Raw genomic sequence first — 16,055 nt, 5'->3', positions numbered from 1 at the left:
CGGGAGCGGAGGTCAGGCGAAAGACGGCTGGCGCAGCGCGTGCTCCACCAGCGCGATGAGGATCTGCTTCGTCGACTGCCGGTTCCGCGCGTCGCACGGGATGATCGGCACCGCCGACGAGATCGTCAGCGCGTCGCGGATCTCCTCGGCCCGGTGGTGCAGGAGGCCGTCGAAGCAGTTCACCGCGATCACGTAGGGCAGCTCGCGGTCCTCGAAGAAGTCGATGGGCGCGAACGCCTCGTCGATCCTCCTCGTGTCGACCATGACGACCGCCCCGATCGCACCGCGCACCAGGTCGTCCCACATGAACCAGAAGCGGTGCTGGCCCGGCGTGCCGAACAGGTACAGGATCAGGTCCTTGTCCAGCGACACCCTGCCGAAGTCCATGGCCACCGTCGTGGTGACCTTGTCGGGGACCATGGACAGGTCGTCGACCCCCACCGAGGCCTGGGTCATGACGGCCTCGGTGGTGAGCGGGGTGATCTCGGAGACCGAGCCGACGAACGTCGTCTTGCCGACGCCGAACCCGCCGGCGACGACGATCTTCGCCGACGTCGTGGTCAGGTTGGGTGACCCCGGACGACCCGGACCGCCGTTGCTCATGGGAACTTCCTTCTGCTCTTCAACTCTCAGGCCCGCATGGAGACGTGCAGCTGGGCGCGGATCTCCGGCGTGAGCTGGAGACCGACCCGCTCCACGAGCCGGGTCATCGCGTAACCGATGAGCCCGATGTCGCAGTTCGGTGCGGCGAGCACGGCGAGGCACGACCCGTCGCTGATGGACATCAGGAAGAGGTAGCCCCGCTCCATCTCGACGACAGTCTGCTTCACCTCGCCCGCTTCGAAACAGCGCGCCGCGCCCTGGTTCAGCGAAACCAAGCCGGAAGATACGGCGGCGAGCTGCTCCGCGCGGTCGTGCGGGAGGCGGTCCGACGAAGCGAGCAGGAGTCCGTCGGCCGAGACGACGATCGCGTGCGCGACACCGGCGACCCTGCTGACGAAGTCCTCGACCAGCCAGCTGAAGTTGTCCAGTTCCTCAGTCGCGGTGGTCACTGGCGTTCCCTTTCTGCGATCACGGGGATGCCCCCGACGGCCGAGTCGAAGAGCGAGTCTCGGCCCATCTGGACACCCTTCTGGTACGTGGCGAACCGCTGACGCAACCGGTCGGCGGACCGTGCGGGCACTGCCGCGGCGGTCGCCAGCTGGGGCGCCGGTGACGACGGCTTGGGAAGCGATCCGGGCACGAGGCGTGCCTTGGGAACGCGCTTGGGCAGGCCGTTCTCCGTCGTCTGCGCGGACTCGCCGGATCCGAGCGCGCCGGCGGCGCGCCATCCGTCGTCCGCCGCACCCCAGTCGGAGTCGGCGAAGTCGGCGACCGCGCGGGGCACCGCCGTGGGTGCCTCGGCCTTCGCGGGCTCGGCGGACCGCTGCCGCTTGGGCAGACCGTTCACCGTGGCCGGTTCTGGCTCTTCCTCGGCACGTGCCGGCTCCGGTGCCGGAACGTCCCTGACGGGTTGTGCGATGACGGTCGGTTCATCAGCCGCGGGGGTCTGGAACCACCGCGACAGCGCGTCGGGGGAGATCAGCGGCTCGTCGTCGTCGACGACGGCCGGGAAGATCTCGGTGACGGGATCGTTCTGCTCCGCGGGGCGCTCGACGGGCGGCTCGTAGGAGTAGCCGTCCTCCGAGGCCTTCTCGTCCGCCTCGATCCGCGCCGTGAACAGGCCGTCCGTGGACGTCTGCTCGATGCGGTGACGGCCGGAGTTGTCCTCGGCGACCGCGGCGGGCGACGGCAGCGACACGGGGTGCTCCGGCGTCCACTTCGGCACACCGGACAGGCCCTCGCCGGTGGTCTCGACGCCCGGCGCGGGGGCCGGGGTCGCGGCCGGCAGCGGCAGTGCGGGCGCGGAGCCCTTGTGCAGCAACGAGATCGGCAGGATCACCTGGGCGGTGACACCGCCCTCGATGTCGTCGTTGTTCGCCAGCGTCACGCGGATCTCGTGGCGCTTCGCGAGCTGGCCGACCACGTACAGGCCCATCTCGCGGGCGACGGAGACGTCGACCTCCGGCGGTTCGGCGAGCTTCTGGTTGAACTCGGCGACCTCGTCCTCCTGAATGCCGACACCGCGGTCGTGGATGCGGATCGCGACCTCGCCCTTGCGGGTCTCGATCGTGCGCACGGTGACCTTGGTGGTGGGCTTGGAGAACGCCGTCGCGTTGTCGAGCAGCTCGGCGACGAGGTGCGCGAGGTCGTTGACCACGCGTCCCTGCACCATCAGGTCCGGCGTCGGGGCGATCTGCACGCGCGCGTACTTCTCGACCTCGGAGACCGCGGCGCCGAGGACCTCGGCGATCGCGACCGGCCGGGTGACGCGGCGGTTGACCGTCGTGCCGGAGAGGACCAGGAGGTTCTCGCTGTTGCGCCGCATCTGCGTCGCGAGGTGGTCGAGCTCGAACAGCGACGCCAGGTGGTCGGGGTCCTGCTCGTCCTGCTCGAGCCGGTCGATCACGCTGATCTGCCGCTCCACCAACGCCTGCGAGCGCCGCGACAGGTTGATGAACATGTCGTTGACGTTCGCGCGCAGTGCCACCTGCTCGACGGCGAGGCGGACAGCCTCGCGCTGCACGAGGTCGAACGCCCGTGCCACCTGGCCGACCTCTTCGGTCGTGTTGATCGGCACGGGGACGATCGCCTCTTCCGCGGCCCGTTCCGGCTCGCGGTGCGAACGAATGCGCCGAATGGCTTCCGGCAGCTGGTTGCGGGCGACGTCGAGGGCGCTGCGGCGCAGCACGCGCAGCGGCCTCAGCATCGACTGCGCGACCATCGCCATCAGGCCGAACGCGACCAGCAGCGTGATCGCGACCAGGCCGGCGTCGCGCCAGGCGTCCGACCGAGCCTGGTCGGCCAGGCGCGTGGTCGTCGAGTTGGCCTGGTTCTCGAGCTCGGCCGAGACCTCGCGAAGCAGGTTCGCGGCGTCCTGACCGATCTTGAGGACCTCGGCGTCGGTGATGGTGACCGCTTCGCGCTCCGCGTCCTGCGCGAGCGCGAGCTTCACGAGCCGGTTCCGGCCGTCGACGGCCGAACCGGACACGATGTCCTGGAACTTCTGCTGGTTCTCCACCGACGCCGCGTCGTTGAACTCGGTGAGCGCGGCGTCCAGACGGGACTGCGCGGCACGCAGCTCGTCCGCGGCACCAGGCGCGAAGCCCCGGCGCAGTGCGGTGGACACCAGGATGGAGTTCTGCTCGCCGAGCTGTTCCTGCGCGTTGTAGAGCGCCTGCGCCGCGGAGACCAGTGGAACGATCTCCGGCTCGCTCAGGCTGGACACCGCGGCGCGGTGCACCTGGCTGAGCTGCGCGATGATCTGGTTGTACGCACCGACAACGGCGATGTCGGGGTACTTCGTGCTCAGCAGCGTGACACGCAAGCTCGCCAGTCCGTCGAGGGACTCGAGCGACTTGGTGAACGACTCCTGAAGGGGCGCGCTCAAGGCCGTGGCCGTCGCGCCCGAGTCTCGATACTTGCCCAGCTCCGTGTCAGTGAGCCCAGTGCGGGCCGCGTGCTCGGGGCACGCGTTCTGCCTGCCTGCTGCCACACACTGCACGGCGTAGTCGCGCTCGACCTGAAGCGCGTTCTCCACCTTCGCCGCCTGGTGGCTGACCGCGAGCTCGCGCTGGACGGTGTCGAAGAGTTCGACGTCGTCGAGCTGGGTGTTCAGGCGCAGGCCCGCGAGAGTCGCGGTGCTCAGAGCCGGAACTAGCAACACAACCGCGAGCTTGCTCCGCAACCGCCAGTTGCGTAGGCGGAACCGGTCGATGCCTCGCTGGTCCTCACGACCGCGCACCGTCAACACTCCCCGCCCCGTTTAATAGCTGCAAACCTGGTGGATCTTGGAGTAAAAAGCACCGTTCTCATACCGCCGTTCGGACGACAAAACAGCTGGTTCGAGAATCAACAACTTTGAAGTGGGCGGCTAAACGGCCCTGAAGCGATAATTCATACGGCGGAAACGAGGTGCACGGGTGACCGCGATCACGGCCCGATCACAGTCACCCGTGCGTTTCGTCAACTGCCGGAGGGCTGGATGATCATCGACTTCACGTCGATGTCCTTGGGCAGCATCTTGTACGTCTTCATCAGCTCCACCACGCGCTGGAGGCGGGTCGCGTCCAGCGTGGTCGGGAAGGCGCCGAAGTGGACGAGACCAGCGGTTTCCTTGTCGACCTTGGCGTACTCGACGATCAGCGGCTCGACCGTGGGGCGGTCGGCGGCGTCGGCCTGGCCCTTGGCCATCGCGCGCTGGAACGCGGCGACGGTCTTGGGGTTCTCCTTGGCGAACTTGCCGCTGGTTCCGTAACCCGCGATCGGGATGTTGTCGGTCGGGCCGGACGCGGCGTCCAGCACCTTGATCTGACCGGCGGCGCGCTGCGCGCGGGTGATGAACGGCTCGACCATGAAGGCGGCGTCAACGGTCTTGTTCTGGACCGCGGCCTGCATGTCCGGGAACGCCATCTCCTTGAACTTGACCGTGCTGACGTCCACGTTCGCGGCCTCGAGGGTCGCCTTCGCGGTGAGCTCCGCGATGTTGTTGAACGTGTTGATCGCGATGGTCTTGCCCGCGAGGTCCTTCGCCGACTTGATGGCGGAGCCACCGTCCGCCAAGATCAGGAACATGTCGGGTTTCGCCTGGTAGCCGTCGGCGATGAGCTTCAGGCCGTCGACGTTCTTGGCGTTGTCCTTCGCCTGCGCGGCGATGAACGAGACCCAGTTGCCGAACGTGAAGTCCAGCTCGCCACCGACCACGAGCTGGATGCCGGCGGCACCGCCCTGGATCGTCTTCAGCTCCACCTCAAGGCCCTGTTCCTTGAAGTAGCCCTTCTTCTGCGCGATGTAGACCGACGCCGTGTCGACGACCGGGATCACACCCAGCGTGATCTTGGACTTCTCGACCGGACCACTGCTCGAGTTCGAGTTCGAGTTGGTCGCGGGCGCCTGCTCTTTGCCGCCGAGCGCACTACAGCTCGCCACTGTGGCGAGCAGGGCGACCAGTGCGATGCCACGGATGGCCGTGCGGCGGACTCTTCGAGTCATCGGGAGCACTCTCCTGTCGGAGCGGTGTCGTCGTTGCGGGGGGAGAAATGTCGCGACGGTCAACCACTCAGAGTAAGGATGTTGCTCCAAAAGACCCCAGTTGACCGACACGAGCAGGTTCCAGTCCACTACCTGCGGTGAGCATCTAAGCACAACAGGTCTAGGGCTAGGAGAACCCCAATTGAAGCGCTCAGTGGCCGTGATCGGCGCAGGGCCGGCCGGTCTGACCTTGGCAAACTTGATCCAGCAGTCAGGTATCGACTGCGTTGTGCTCGAAAGAGCTAGTCGCAGTCATGTGGAAACACGTGCACGCGCAGGCGTCTTGGAACACCGCTCTGTGACGATGCTGGAGTCACTCGGTCTGGCGGATCGTTTGCTGTTGGAGGCCGATCGTCACGGTACGTGCGAATTCCGCGTCAACGGCCAGGCCTTCCAGGTGGCGTACAGCGACCTGTACGGCGGGCGCCAGCACTACGTCTACCCCCAGCAGGAAGTCGTCAAGGACCTCATCGGGTCATTCTTGGCCGCCGGGGGTGACATCCAGTTCTCGGTCAGTGACGTGGAGCTGCGGAATCTCACCTCATCGCAGCCCTCCGTGGTCTGGACCAGCGCAGACGGGGTCCGGGAAACCCTCACCGCGGACTTCGTGGCCGGGTGCGACGGATTCCACGGCGTGACCCGCAGGTCCATTCCGGAAGGCGTGCTGACCGAATTCACGCATCAGCACGGGATCGAGTGGCTCTCCATTCTCGCGGAGGCCCCTCCGTCGACTAAAGCGATCATTTACGCGCTCCACGCCGACGGTTTCGCCGGACACATGCTCCGCTCGCCCACCATTTCCCGCTTCTATTTGCAGGTACCGGTCGGGACATCGGCCGACGATTGGTCCGACGAACGGATCTGGGAAGCGCTCCACAAAAGGTTCGCATTGCACGACTCGCCTTGGTCGCTGACCGAGGGAAAGATCATCGAAAAGCGCGTGCTCGACATGCGCAGCCATGTGGTCGAGCCGATGTCCTACGGCCGGCTGTACCTGCTGGGTGACGCAGCCCACATCATCACCCCGGTCGGCGCCAAGGGCATGAACCTCGCCATGAACGACGCCGCAACGTTCGGACGTGCACTTATCGACTTCTACGGCACCGGATCCGAGACCGGGCTCAAGACCTACTCGGAGGACTGCCTGCGCCGCGTCTGGCGGGCCCAGGAGTTCTCGCAGTGGATGGTCAACATGATCCACACCGATGTCAGCTCGCCCTTCTTCGGACGTTTGGCCCAGGCCAGACTGGAGCACCTGGCGGAGTCCCCCGCCTACCAGGCGACGTTCGCCGAGAACTACGTCGGTCCATAAGGGTGAAATCCCCGTTCCCCTAATGGAGTGACATCGATCCCCTAAGGTTATCTACACGTCACAATCTGGGGCCAACTCCCGATGCCGGGGGGTGTCGTTCATCCATACGGTTCACACCGACACCCCCCGATCCACGTATCTCAGGAGCTTGAGTCTTCATGGGCACCCAGCAGACGCTGCACGACTTCACCCTCAACCTGCTCGGCGACCTCGACGCCCGCCAGGCGTTCCAGGCCGACCCCGAGGGCGCCCTCGAGGCCGCCGGTCTGGGTGACATCTCGCCCGTCGACATCCACGAGATCCTGCCGTTGGTGCTGGACACGGCGTCCGTCGCGAACGTGGACGTCCTGGACAAGGTCCTGGTCGCGGCCGGCGACCTGGACGCCGTGGACAGCCTCAAGCTGATCGCCGGCAACGTCGGTGGCGTCACGGACGTCGTCGGCCTCGCCTCCCCCACCGCGGTCACCGCGCTGGTCTCCGACGTGGCGGGCGTGGGCGTGGGCGACGTGGCGGGCCTGGGCGACGTGTCGTCCACCCTCGACGCCACCGTCCTCAAGGCCACCGACGTCGTCTCGACGGTCTCCACCGTCGCCCCGGTCACCTCCGCCGTGACCGACGTCGTGGACGTCCACAACGTCACCGACGGCCTCGTGGGCGACCTGGACACCGACGTCCTGGTGAAGGACGTCGTGGACGCCGACACGCTCGTCAAGACGGTCTCCGGCGTCACCGACGTGGCCGACCTGCACGACATCGCGGACGTGACGGACGTCGTGCAGAACGTCGGTCAGATCGGCGACGTGCACCACGTCGTCGGCGACCTCAACGTGGGCAACATCGTCGGGAACGTCGGCAACATCGGCGACCTCGACCTGGACGTCCTCGACCACGGTGTGGGCAACGGCAACGACGTGGCCTTCCACCTCTGATCCTGGCCACCTCTGATCCACCCGGCCACACAGATCCACCTGGCAGTTCAAGGGATCTGACGGCGCCGCGTTCTGCCCCCGAGCGCACACCGCCGATCCCACCGCACAGTGCACACACCCTCCTATGTGCGCACACGAGACGAGCCCCGGACCGCGGCGGGTCCGGGGCTCGTCTTCTTCGGTTGTCACACAACGTTTTCGCGGTTGTTACGTCAGTCCTCGCCGTACAACGCCGCCATGCCCCGTTCCATCGCCTCACGAACGCGGTGGAGGTCCACAGACGCACCGTGCGCCCCGCCCCCGTCGGCTGCACGCCACACGTCCGAGGGCTCCACACCGTCCGGGAGGTCGAGGTACCAGGCGAACCCCCGCGGCCGTGGCGGCACACCGGCCTCCACGAGGTAGGAGTTCACGAACGCGTCCACGATCACCTGGTCCGGGTGGATCGGCACGGGCGTGCGCACCACGTGGCGCGGACCGGCTGCCCACGCCAGGAGGAGCTGGTACCCGTTGTCCGGCAACGAGAGCAGGCGCCGGCCGCCGAGCAGCACGATCCTGTCCCGCCCGCCGGACACCTCCACGGGCTCCGCGTCGACGACCAGGAACAGGTTCCAGTCCGTCACCGGAAGATCGACCGGGAGATCAGGAGTGGACGGTCTCGCTCAGCGACTCGCGCTCCGCGGCCGCCCACTTGTCGACGTCCATCGACGGCTTGCCGACGTTGAGCAGGCGCGCCACCTTGGAGCGCAACGCGATGAAGCCGTCCGCGGTCCGCGTGGTCACCTGGTCGCGCTCGGCGGGCAGGGGAACCTCCAGGTTCGCCACCAGCCGTGCGGGAGAGCTGCTGAGCACGAGGATCCTGTCGCCCAGGTACACCGACTCGTCGATGTCGTGGGTGACGACGAGGACGGTCGTGTCGTGTTCACGCCGTACGCGAAGCAACAGGTCCTCCAGCTCGAATCGGGTCTGCGCGTCCACCGAGGCGAACGGCTCGTCCATCAACAACAACGCCGGCCGGTAGGCCAGAGCGCGCGCGATCGCCACACGCTGCTGCATGCCACCGGAAAGCTGCCACGGGCGCTTGCGAGCCGCCCCGGACAGTCCCACCCACTCCAGCGCCTCGGCGGCGCGCTTGCGCCGCTCAGCGCGCTTCAGGGACCGCAGCGGGAACTCCACGTTGCCCTGCACCGTGAGCCACGGGAAGAGCGAACGCTGGTAGTCCTGGAACACCACCGCGAGGTGCGAGCCGTTGAGCTTCACGTTGCCGCGCGACGGCTTGATCAGCCCGGAGATCGTCCGCAGCAAGGTCGACTTGCCGCACCCGGACGGTCCCACCACGCAGACCAGCTCGCCCGCGCGGACGTCGAACGTGAGGCCGCCGATGGCCTCGTAGTCACCATAGGTGTGGCCGAGGTCGGCCACCTCAAGCATATTGCTCATCCCGACTCCTCGGTTGCCACGCCAATGCCCGGCGTTCCACGGCGAGGAACGCGGTGTTCAGTACGTATCCGAGAACGCCCAGGAGGACGATCCCGGCCCACATGCGCTCGTTGTCGAACTCGCGCTGTGCCTGGATGAGCTGCAACCCGATGCCGTTGTCCGTGCCCACGAGCTCGGAGATGACCATCAGCACCAGGGAGAGCGAGAGCGAGACCCGCAGGCCGGCGAAGATCTTGGGCGACGCGGCGGGCAGCACCACGCCGAGAACCCACTGCCAGCGCGGGATCTTGAAGACGGCCGAGGTGTCCACTTTGGTCACGTCGACGGATCGGGCGCCGTCCACGCTGTTGAGCAGCACCGGCCAGATCACCCCGAAGATGATCGTGGCGAGCTGCATCGTCGTGCCGACCTTGAACAGCAGCAGGAACACCGGTGCCAGCGCGGGCGGCGGGATGGAGCGCAGGAACACCAGGAGCGGGTTCGCGTACTCCATCGCCCGTTCCGAGCGCCCGAGCAGCAGCCCGAGCGCGACACCGATCACCGAGGCGATCGCCCAGCCCGTCAGCATCCTCGTGATCGAGGGGACGATGTTGTCGGTGAAGTTCTCCGGCTCGACCACCCACCAGTTCCACGCCGCCTCCACGATGCCGGAGGGCGGGGGGAAGTACGGGTCGTCGGCCAGCCAGGCCGCCAGCTGCCACACGGCGACGAGACCGACGAACACGGCCCACCGCTGGAAGAACTTGGTCACCAGGCCACCCAACGTCGCTGGATCCGCTCGAGACCGTTGTTGAGCAGCAGGCCGATCGCGCCCGCGACCACGGTGCCCACGAGCACCTGGTCCATCCGGCCGGGGCCACTGCGGGCCTCCATGATGAAGTACCCGATCCCGATCTGGCTGCTGGCCAGGATCTCCACGCTCACCATCACGATCAGCGCGGTGGTGGCCGAGAGCCGGATGCCGGTGAAGATGAACGGCAACGCGCTGGGCAGCGCCACGCGGACCAGCAGGCCGGTTCGCCGGACGCCGAAGACCCTCGCCGTCTCGAGCTGCAGCGAGTCGAGCTCGTCGAGCGCGTAGATGGTGTTGAAGAGGATCGGCCACAGCGCCGCGTACACCGCGAGGGTGATCTTCGTCTCCGGCCCGAGGCCGAGCATCACCAGCGCGAGCGGAATCAGTGCCACGGAAGGGATCGGGCGCAGGAACTCGACCACCGCGCGCGTCGCGTGACGCACCGCGGGGACGCTGCCGAGCACCAGCCCGGCGGGTACCGCGATGGCGATCGCGATGCCGATGGCGATCAGCAACGCCAGGACCGTCGCCACGATGTGGCTGTAGAACGTAGGAGAGGACAGCTGCCTCACGAGCTCACCGAACACGACGGACGGTGGGGGGAGCGCGTCTGCAGGAAGGAGGGGGGAGCGTCCTAGGAGCTCCCACAGCACGAGAAACCCGGCAATGCCGAGTATTCCCCTTGTGAACGCACGCACTCGGTCACCCTAGAGAGTGGGCCTCGGGTTCACAATGCGTGAATGCTCAACTTCAGGTAGTTCTCGGCACAGCACGGCGGTTCAGCAGACCTCCACGCGCTCCACTTCGCCGAAGCTCTTCACCCATTCGGAGTCCGTGAGCCGCGCGCCGTCTTTTTCACACATCTTCTTGATGATGTGCCCGCTGTCCAGGTCGTACGGCAGCAGCTCCGGGTCCTGACCGCCGCTGCGGACGAGGAAGTCGCCGTACTGCGGCCGGTACATCGCGCGCGTCGAGTTGCCGTGCCCGACGACGTAGACGAGCCGGTCCGGCGCGCGGTCCGACGTGTAGAGCCGCTGCACCTCGAAGATGTTGTCGCGCACGACGGCGATTCGGTCGTCGTCGGAGAACGAAACACGTGCTCCGTAACGCAACGCGCTGTCGAGCCGTGCGCGCAGCACGGGCGTGCCGCTGGGCACGCGTTGCCACACCTCGATGACCGACTCCGGCGAGTGCTCCACCGCGAGCCACCGGTCGTCGCCGCTGTAGGTGATGCCGCGGACGTAGACGTGCTGCGTCAACGGGGGCCCGGCGCTTTCCACCGTGCCGCCGGTCCGCCAGAACTCGATCGTCGTGGTGCCGGTGGCCGCGTCCCGGACGGCGGTCGCGAGCTCGCGGCCGTCCTTGCTCAGCGCGAGGGTCTCGGGGTTGCGCACCGGCATCGGCAGCTTGCGGGGCGAGCGCGGGTCGCCGAGGTCGAACAGTTCCGCGTGCTCGGTCTCGTCCGGCGTCGGCAGCCCGACCTCGACGGCGTCCCCGACCTTGCCGACGACGCGCGAGCCGTCCGCGCTCAGGTCGAGCGTCCGGAACCGGTCCGGCAACGCCGTGAGGTAGGTGATGTCGTTGGCGTCGTTGACGGCCCACAGGTGTTCGCGGCCCGTGTCGTCCCTCGTGATGGCACGGCGTTCGGCGAGCTTCACGACCCGATGCCGGTCGGCGAACTTCTTGCCCGGCGTCGCGCGGTCCTCGTCGAGGCTCCACATCCGGTCGGTGCCGTCCTCGTCGGTCACCGCCGCCATCTCGCCGCGCGGCGCGACGAGCACGTCCGCGTCGTCCTTCGGCGTGCCGGTGAACGGGATGCCGCGGGTGACGGCGTTGGCCAGCCGCAGCACCTTCTCCGCCTCGGGCGACGGGCTGACCTTGTAGCCGACCAGCGCGTAGCGGTCGGCGTACGGGCGCCGCTGCTCCATCAGCGCCTCGGACTCGGAAATCGCTTTCCCGCCCAGCTCCCGGTCGTGGGCCTCGGTGAGCTTGCGCTCGTTGGACAGCGCGTAGACCAGGGTGCCGGGCACCAGCGCGATCAGCACGGCCATCACCGCGATCAACGCCGTCGAGCGGCGGGTCTCGCGCCGGACGCTGATGTCGACGAACCGGCGCTCCTGCACCGTCAGGAAGTCGCCGAGCTCCCTCGCCTTGCGCAGGCGCGTGCCGCGGTAGAGGGCGAGCGGGTCGCGGTCGCTCGCCTCCCACAGCTCCATCGCGGTGACGAGCTGCTCGTGGGTCCTGAGGTTCTCGCGCTCCTCGTCGATCCACCCGGCGAGCCGCGGCCAGCGCAGCAACGCGTCGTGGACGAGTCCCACACCGTCCTCGGTGAGCGTCACGAGCCTGGCCTTGGCGAGCAGGCCGAGCACGGCGGGCTCGACGTCGAGCCTGCGGGTCCTGCGTCGCGCGAGTCCGGTGCGCTGCACGGAGACGAGCCGGAGCAGGACGCTCTTGGCGGCACGGCGGTCGGCCTCGCCGAGCGCGTCGAAGAACGCCTCCGCGGCGCGCACGGCGACGTGCCCGATGCCGCCGGTCTCCTCGAACCCGGCCAGCGACAGGGTCATGCCGCGCTTGCGGCGCCACGTCTCGACGAGCGCCTGCTGCACCAGCGGCAGCGCGTGCTGGTTCGCGGCGTCGGCGACCAGCTGGGCGATCACCGCGGTCTCGACGGTGGCGCCGATCTTGGCGGCGGGTTCGGAGATCGCCCGGCGCAGCTGGTCGGCGCTCATCGGGTCGACGGTGATCTCGGCGCCGCCCAGGCCCAGGTCGAGGCAGCGCTGCCGCCGGTCCGCCCTGACCGCGAGGACGACGTGCGGGCAGCGGGTGACGGCGGTGAGGAAGGCGTCCGACCCGAGGGCTTTCTCGGCGTCGTCGACGAGCAGGACGAGGCCGGGGCGGTGCTGGCGGATGCGCAGCCGGAGGTGGTCGGGGTCCTGCCGGATCTCGCTCGCGAGCCGGTCGGCCGTCGTGTCCCCGAGCACGCCGGCGAGTGCCGCGGCCAGGTCGGCGAGCGGGTCGTCGTCGTGCTCGACGGTGATCACCACGGCGTCGTCGAGCGCGGGCCGCACGCCGGCCAGCAGGAGCGACGTCCTGCCCGACCCGGAGGCACCGAGGACGAGAGTCAGGGGCTTCGTCCTGGCCGACTCGACGACCTGGTCGACGAGGTGCTCGCGGCCGAAGTAGTGCTTCGCGTCGTCCCCGGTGAACGGCGCGGTGCCGGGGTACGGGGCGTCCGCGTGCGACGGCTGCAGGTGCTCGGCCGCGAGCTCGCGCCAGCGCTTGGTCCACGGCGCGGGGTCGGCCTCGCACGCCTTGACGAACGCGAGCGTCAGCGCCAGCGACGGCAGCTTCCGGCCGCCGGCCGCGTCGGACAACGCGGTCGGCGAGTAGTTCGCGCGCCTGGCCAGCTCGCGGTAGCTCGGTTTGCCCGCCTGGTCACGCAGTCGACGCAGGTCACCGGCGAACCGCAGCAACGCGGTGTCCTCAGGACCCAGCGGTCGTTCCCCTCGTGGCATGCCGCCTCCCGGCCGGATTGTCCACCAGAGGTTCGCCCGCCGTCTAACGGCCCGCTAACCGGTCACCAACCCGGTATGTGCTTCGTGACCGGCCAACCTCGCTCCGTCACGGCCGTGCCCAGGACGGGGTTCCTCAGGAACTGTGCTCCTCCTCAAGAACAGGGCGGGGTGAAGGCGAGGTCACCGAAGTACCGCTCCCACTCGGCGCGGGTGATCCGGGGGACGGCCTGCTCGCAGATCCGCACCGCCGGGTCGCGCGGGTCGACGTCCCACAGCCGCACCGCCCGGTCCACGCCGCCCGTCACGACCTCGTCGCCCTTCGGCGTGAGCCCGACCGCCGCGACCGGTCCGGCGTGCCCGCGCAGCAGGGCCTGTTCGGCCGGCTCGCCCTGCCCCAGCCGCCAGAGCCGCACGAGGCCGTCGTCGGTGGCCACGGCGACGCGGTCCGCGCCGAGCAGGGCCGAGGTGATCTCGGCACCCCCGGACGGGATCTCGGCGCGCGGCACGGGGGCGCGCGGGTCGGTGGTGTCCCAGAGGTGGACCGCGGTGCCCGCCGTGGTCATGAGCAGGGCACCGCCGGCGAACTGGGCGCTGCCCGCGAACTCCGTCGTCAGGGACAGCAGCGCGGCGTCGCCGGGGTCGGTCACGTCGACGAGGTGGACCGCGTGGCCGGTCGTGACGGCGGCGAGCACGTGGCCGTCGGGGCGGAAGGCGAGGCCTGCCAGGGGGCCGAGGCCCAGCTGAGTCGTCGTGACGAGGCGCGGCCGGTCGCGGCGCAGGTCGGTCCAGAAGCTCAGCGCGCCGTCGTCGTCGGTCGTCACGAGGGTGCCGCCCTGCCAGGCGATCGCGGTGGCGCGGACCGGGGGCACGGCCAGTTCGCGCGGCTTGCCGAGGGACACGTCGACGACGTGGACGGCGCCGTCGTCACCGGTGGAAGCGACCAGCGTGCCGGTCGAGTCCATCGCGAGGGCCGTGACGGGACCGGTGTGCCGGGTGGCCTCGTGGAAGGTGCGCGGGGACGGCAGGTCGTCGAGGGCGGTGACCACGACCGTGCCGTCGCGGTGGCCGGTGACGACCTGCTGCTGCGTCGGGCCGACGACCAGCGCCGTGACCTCGGACTGGGCTTCGCGCAGCACCTGCGACGGCACGTCTTCCTGGCGCAGGCCGTTGCGCGCCTGCGGCAACGGCACGAGCCGGTAGGCGGCGAGCGCGACCTGCTGGGCGAGGGCGGGGTTCGTGGAGCGCAGGGCGGCGGCCTCCCCCACGGCTCTCAGCACGGCGGCGTTGGTGCGTTGTTCATCGGCGGTCCGGCCGGCCCGCAGCGCGAAGACGGTGGTGCTGGCGGCGACGACCACGAGTGCGGCCAGGACGGCGAGCAGCTGGCGCTGGCGGCGGGTGCGTCTTCGGGCGCCGGCCGAGAGCTCCTCCTCGGCTGCCCGGCTGGCGGCGAGGAACGCCCGTTCGCTCGAGTTCAGCGCGAGCCCCCCGGGAACGGTGGCGAGCCGGCGGCCCCGGTACAGCGCGTCCGCGTCCCGGTCGAGCGACTCCCAGGTCCGCACGGCGTGCGTGAGCTCGCGCTGGGCCCTGATGTTCGCGCCTTCCTCCTCGACCCAGCCCTGCAACGTCGGCCAGCCGCGGATCAGCGCCTCGTGCGCGAGCTCGACGCCGTCGCGGCCGATGACGACGAGCCGGGCGGCGGCCAGCGCGGACAGCACCTCCTGGTCGGCCTCGAGCTCGTGCGTGCGCGCCCGCCGCTTCGTGCCCTCCGCCGTCACGAGCCGGAGCAGGATCCGCTTGGCCTGCTCCTGCTGAGCCGTGGACAGCCCGTCGTAGACCTCCTGCGCGGTGCGGGCGACGGCGTGGTCGAGCCCGCCCACCTCCTCGTAGCCCGCGACGGTCAGCGTCGTGCCGCGGCGGTGCTGCCAGGTCTCGGCGAGCGCGTGCGACAGCAGCGGCAGCACCGCGGCCTGCCCCACCGCGTCGGCCATCAGCCTGGCCAGCAGCGCGGTCTCGACCTCGGCCCCGACGGCGAGCGCGGGTTCGGTGATGGCGAGGCGCAGCTCGTCCGGCGTCATCGGACCGACGAGGAGCTGCGCGCCTTCGAGTGCCTCGACGAGGTCCGGGTACCGCGCGCAGTGGCCGTAGTAGTCGGCGCGCACGCCGATGACGACCTTGGTGCACCCGGTCAGCGCCGTGATGAGCCACGTGCGCAGCTCTTCGTCGCGGCACAGCGTGAACAGCTCCTCGAACTGGTCCACGACCACGAGGTGCGCGTGGTGCCGGCCGAGCCGGCGTGGGTCAGCGAGCTCCGCGGCCAGCTCGACGGCGTCGCCACCGGTGAGGCGGGCGAGGGCGACCGCGCACTCCTCCAGCGGGTCGGCGCCGGGCGTGAACAGCAGGACCGGTTCCTTCGTGCGCGCGATCAGCCCGGCCCTGAGCAGCGACGACTTCCCCACGCCCGACGGCCCGAACACGCCGGTGAAGCGGTTCTTCGTGGCCAGCAGCTCAGCCGTCAGCCGTTCCCGCCCGAAGAACTTCGGCGCGTCGGCGGGCTGGAACATCGCGAGCCCGACGTACGGACTGCCGTTCGCCGAGTGGGGTTCACTCCCCGCGACCGCCCGCCACCGCCGAGTCCACTCCTCCGGGTCACCGTCACACGCCTTCGCGTAGGCCCTGGTCACCGCGAGGCTGGGCAGCTTCCGCCCACCGGCCGCCTCCGAGAGCGCGGCGGCCGAGTAGTGCGCCCGCCGGCTGAGCTCCCGGTAGGTGGGGCTGCCGGCGCGCTCCCGCAGCCGGCGCAGGTCCGCCGCGAACCGCAGGAGACCGCTCTCGCCCTCGTCGAGAGGGCGTTCCCGTCTCGGCACCCCGTCATTGTTCAGAGAACTTTGTTCAGCGGCCAACCACTCACCGTGAACAACCCGTTCGCCCTAACGTGG

12 protein-coding genes are annotated in these 16,055 nt (G+C 69.3%); 2 read left to right on the top strand and 10 right to left on the bottom strand.

Annotated elements, in window-relative coordinates; genetic code table 11:
• Positions 1–12 precede the first annotated feature (12 nt).
• The 4 genes from ACFWV3_RS42455 to ACFWV3_RS42440 form a co-directional block, all read right to left on the bottom strand.
• Positions 13–603, bottom strand: a complete 591-nt coding sequence (locus ACFWV3_RS42455; RefSeq protein WP_382419637.1) for an ATP/GTP-binding protein — start codon at positions 601–603, stop codon at positions 13–15.
• 26 nt (positions 604–629) lie between these two features.
• The gene (locus ACFWV3_RS42450) at positions 630–1,052 is read right to left on the bottom strand and encodes a roadblock/LC7 domain-containing protein (RefSeq protein WP_090051261.1); all 423 of its coding nucleotides are present in this window, start codon (positions 1,050–1,052) and stop codon (positions 630–632) included.
• Entirely contained in the window at positions 1,049–3,844 is a 2,796-nt protein-coding gene (locus ACFWV3_RS42445; RefSeq protein ID WP_382419636.1) for a nitrate- and nitrite sensing domain-containing protein, read from the bottom strand. The genes ACFWV3_RS42450 and ACFWV3_RS42445 overlap by 4 nt, the downstream gene beginning before the upstream one ends.
• Before the next feature lie 221 nt (positions 3,845–4,065).
• Positions 4,066–5,091 carry an ABC transporter substrate-binding protein gene (locus tag ACFWV3_RS42440; protein WP_382419635.1) on the bottom strand — a complete coding sequence of 342 codons (1,026 nt, stop codon included), beginning with the start codon at positions 5,089–5,091 and terminating at the stop codon, positions 4,066–4,068.
• 193 nt (positions 5,092–5,284) lie between these two features.
• Between ACFWV3_RS42440 and ACFWV3_RS42435 the strand changes: the two genes are divergently transcribed.
• Complete coding sequence (locus ACFWV3_RS42435) at positions 5,285–6,442, top strand: 4-hydroxybenzoate 3-monooxygenase (RefSeq protein ID WP_382419652.1); 1,158 nt, start codon at positions 5,285–5,287, stop codon at positions 6,440–6,442.
• Between the two features lie 158 nt (positions 6,443–6,600).
• Positions 6,601–7,371: an IniB N-terminal domain-containing protein gene (locus ACFWV3_RS42430; protein WP_382419634.1), complete on the top strand. Its 771-nt coding sequence runs from the start codon at positions 6,601–6,603 to the stop codon at positions 7,369–7,371.
• A 212-nt stretch (positions 7,372–7,583) separates the two neighbouring features.
• Here the strand turns inward: ACFWV3_RS42430 and ACFWV3_RS42425 are convergent, their stop codons facing one another.
• From ACFWV3_RS42425 to ACFWV3_RS42400, 6 genes are all read right to left on the bottom strand, one after another.
• Positions 7,584–7,994, bottom strand: a complete 411-nt coding sequence (locus ACFWV3_RS42425; RefSeq protein ID WP_382419633.1) for a DUF5956 family protein — start codon at positions 7,992–7,994, stop codon at positions 7,584–7,586.
• A gap of 19 nt (positions 7,995–8,013) precedes the next feature.
• Positions 8,014–8,811: an ABC transporter ATP-binding protein gene (locus ACFWV3_RS42420; protein ID WP_382419632.1), complete on the bottom strand. Its 798-nt coding sequence runs from the start codon at positions 8,809–8,811 to the stop codon at positions 8,014–8,016.
• A complete protein-coding gene (locus ACFWV3_RS42415; RefSeq protein ID WP_382419631.1) occupies positions 8,795–9,562 on the bottom strand; it encodes an ABC transporter permease in 768 nt (255 codons plus the stop codon). The genes ACFWV3_RS42420 and ACFWV3_RS42415 overlap by 17 nt, the downstream gene beginning before the upstream one ends.
• Positions 9,559–10,302: an ABC transporter permease gene (locus tag ACFWV3_RS42410; protein ID WP_382419630.1), complete on the bottom strand. Its 744-nt coding sequence runs from the start codon at positions 10,300–10,302 to the stop codon at positions 9,559–9,561. The genes ACFWV3_RS42415 and ACFWV3_RS42410 overlap by 4 nt, the downstream gene beginning before the upstream one ends.
• Positions 10,303–10,383: 81 nt before the next feature.
• Complete coding sequence (locus ACFWV3_RS42405; RefSeq protein WP_382419629.1) at positions 10,384–13,119, bottom strand: helix-turn-helix domain-containing protein; 2,736 nt, start codon at positions 13,117–13,119, stop codon at positions 10,384–10,386.
• Positions 13,120–13,271: 152 nt separating this feature from the next.
• Positions 13,272–15,983, bottom strand: coding sequence for an XRE family transcriptional regulator (locus tag ACFWV3_RS42400; protein WP_382419628.1), 2,712 nt, complete (start codon positions 15,981–15,983; stop codon positions 13,272–13,274).
• Positions 15,984–16,055: the final 72 nt, after the last annotated feature.

This window comes from Lentzea sp. NPDC059081 (genome assembly GCF_042738015.1).
Lineage (GTDB): Bacteria > Actinomycetota > Actinomycetes > Mycobacteriales > Pseudonocardiaceae > Lentzea.
This window is presented reverse-complemented; position numbering and strand designations above follow the sequence as displayed.

Excerpts from the sequence above, each read along its gene's own strand:
- ACFWV3_RS42440 (WP_382419635.1), bottom strand. The coding sequence starts at position 5,091 with ATGACTCGAAGAGTCCGCCGCACGGCCATCCGTGGCATCGCACTGGTC.
- ACFWV3_RS42420 (WP_382419632.1), bottom strand. The coding sequence starts at position 8,811 with ATGAGCAATATGCTTGAGGTGGCCGACCTCGGCCACACCTATGGTGAC.
- ACFWV3_RS42430 (WP_382419634.1), top strand. The coding sequence starts at position 6,601 with ATGGGCACCCAGCAGACGCTGCACGACTTCACCCTCAACCTGCTCGGC.
- ACFWV3_RS42405 (WP_382419629.1), bottom strand. The coding sequence starts at position 13,119 with ATGCCACGAGGGGAACGACCGCTGGGTCCTGAGGACACCGCGTTGCTG.
- ACFWV3_RS42455 (WP_382419637.1), bottom strand. The coding sequence starts at position 603 with ATGAGCAACGGCGGTCCGGGTCGTCCGGGGTCACCCAACCTGACCACG.